This window comes from Streptomyces sp. Ncost-T10-10d (assembly GCF_900091955.1).
Lineage (GTDB): Bacteria > Actinomycetota > Actinomycetes > Streptomycetales > Streptomycetaceae > Streptomyces.
Map to the genome: position 1 here is coordinate 1 of NZ_FMDF01000039.1, position 2,511 is coordinate 2,511.

Here is a 2,511-nt window from a genome sequence, read left to right on the forward strand (position 1 = left end):
GGGCTACCGAAGCACGGCACCGGCAATGAGGTGCAGGAACGCGGTACTTGACCGGATCGCGAAAGGCGGGAGCCCTCCCGGCGCGACAGGGCTCCCGGGGATCTCCGGCCGATCTTCACGCCGTGTACACGATCGTGAGGGGCGGGCCGACCGCCTGCGGACCCGGTGGGTCATCAGGATTCGGTGAACCTCTTCGTCGTCGATTCGATGAGTGCGCCGTCGGGGTCGTCGATGTCGATTCGTGTCATGTCGGGCTGCGACGCGTCAGGGGCGGGAGGCACCCAGGATGGCCGACTGGATGAGCTCGGCCGCTTCGATGTCGCCGATCTGTGTGTAGTCGGCATCGGTCTTCTTCTCATCGGAGAGCCGGAGCAGGTCCGTCGGCTCCCAGCGCAAGTCCTGTGTGAAGACCTCGTCGCGCTGCTCTCCGGCCTTGAGCGGGCGCCGTCGCACGACGGGCCCCGAACGGTCGGCCGGCGCGTGGTAGGAGACCCGTCCCTTGGTATCCAGGGCGTCCAGCGTGCGCCTGTCAAGTGTAAGGAAGGGCAGGTCTGCGAGGTGGTGCCGAAGGCCGCGGGGCTTGATGGACACACCGGTCAGGTCGAGGAATCCGGCCCCGTCCTGAAGGAACTCGCCGCCCCGCTCGTAGAAGAGGATCAGGGGCTCGTAGAGGTCGGGCAGGTCGGGCGTCGCGATGTCGCCCCGCGCGCGGAGCTCCGCAAGTCGTACGGCCGCCCCGCAGGTCTTCCGGGCGCTGTACGCGACCTTCTTGAGGCACTCGTCGAGCTCTGTGGTAAGCGCCGGTGGGAGCCGGAACTCCTTGTCGATGTATTGAGTGACGTCGAAGAAGGGCCAGTCGCCCTCGGCGCCGTATGCCTGGGCCCACAGAGCGGACCGTCGAAGGTACTCGTGCATCAGCAGGCGGCGGGACTGCGCGTGCTCGAAGGCGTGATCCCAGTCGCCGGACCAGTCGGCTGCACGCACCCTTTCCAGCAGGGCGAGTGTCGATTCATTTGTCATTTCAGGTCCAGTCCCTTCGAACGGAGCTCCTGGAAGGCAGCCTCCATCACCTCGTTGATGTTCGAGAGGTCGGGCGCCAGTTCAATCTTCGGCGCATCGAGCCCGAGCCCTTCCCACTGCGCGAACCCGCCCCTGCGCTCGCTCACTGTGAGTTCGTGAGCTCCCGCGTCCACCCAGCTTTCGGGCCAGGCACGGTAATGGCCGTCGGGGACACCGTTCACCATGTCGACCACCCATGACTGCGGGCGGTCGAATACGTAGGGGAGCCCCGCTTCCATGAGGTGACTTTCCATGTATTCATGAGCAATAAGGCGCTGGAGTTTGAGCGCCTCTTCTGCGTCCAGGCTACGCTGTCCGGCTGCCTTCCAGAGATCGCCGATGTCATCGCGCGGGGTGAAAAGCCCTTCCCTGGCGACACCCTTCTCCGCGACGACCACGTGCTCGGTACGGAACAGGTGTGTCTTGACCCGTTGCAGCACGGATTCGTCGATGCCGGTGTGCCTGGAGATCTCCGGAATGTCCACCGAGTCGGGGGTGGCCCGGATCTCGTCGTAAACCTGCCCCGCATGCGCGGTGGGCTCATCGACATAGCGTGCGCCGTCCGGCCTGACCGCGGACAACGGTTCCGACGGTGGGTGGTCGAGGCTGTTGACGTGTTCCTCGGGCAAGCCGGGCCCGTCGCCGTGGCCGCCGGAGCTGTCCGGGACGTGGTCGCCGCCGTCGCCCGGTCCGTCGCCGCCGGTGCCGGGTCCGTCGCCGTGGTTGCCGGGTCCATCATGTCCGCCGCTGCCGTGTCCGCCGGCGTCGTGGCTGCTGGGGCCGTCGCCCTGGCCGCCGGTGTGTGTGTTGGGCGGTTCGTGACCGGCGGTGGGGCCGTGTCCGAGGTCGTCGGCGTGGCCGCCAGGGAGGTGGTTGCCGACCTCGCCGTGAGGGAGGTGGTTGCCCGCGTGGCCGCCCGGGAGGTTGTCGGCGGCGTTGTGGGTGGTGGGCAGGTCGTCGGCGAGGCGGCCGGTGTCGGCGAGGTCGCTGCCGACGTGGATGACGTTGTCGCCTGCGTTCGCGCCGACGTGCGCGACGTTGTCCGCGGTGTGGGCGCCGACGCCGACCAGGGCCGGTTCCCTGCCCGGAGTATGGGGGGTGACGGGGTCCGTGGTGTTGGTGTGTGGGGTGGTGGGGTCCGTGCCGTCCGTGTGCGGGACGTTGGGGGAGCCCTCCTTGGGTGCGTCCTCGACTTTCTGGACGATGTCGCCGTGTTCGTTGAGGAGGTTGCCGTCGTGGTCGAAGTACTGGACGGGGACGTCGGTGTGGGTGGGGAGTTTGGTGGTGTTCTCGGGCAGGAGAGGGGTGTCGTCGGGGAACTTGACGTTGCCGTCCGGGAGTTTGACCCCGCCCTCGGGGATGGCCGCGCCTTCGGGGAGGTGGACGGTGCCGTCGGGGAGCTTGAAGGAGCCCTCGGGCAGGGTGATCGCGTCGTCGGGGAGTTTGGGGATC

The 2,511-nt window shown here is 67.9% G+C and carries 1 protein-coding gene and 1 pseudogene; both read right to left on the minus strand.

Features of this window, described 5'->3' with window-relative positions; all coding sequences use genetic code 11:
• Positions 1-264: 264 nt before the first annotated feature.
• Positions 265-1,020: a hypothetical protein gene (locus tag GA0115254_RS45605; RefSeq protein WP_256102393.1), complete on the minus strand. Its 756-nt coding sequence runs from the start codon at positions 1,018-1,020 to the stop codon at positions 265-267.
• Positions 1,017-2,511 (minus strand): annotated as a pseudogene (locus GA0115254_RS44220) (hypothetical protein); the annotation flags it as partial. The pseudogene GA0115254_RS44220 and the gene GA0115254_RS45605, both read right to left, overlap by 4 nt.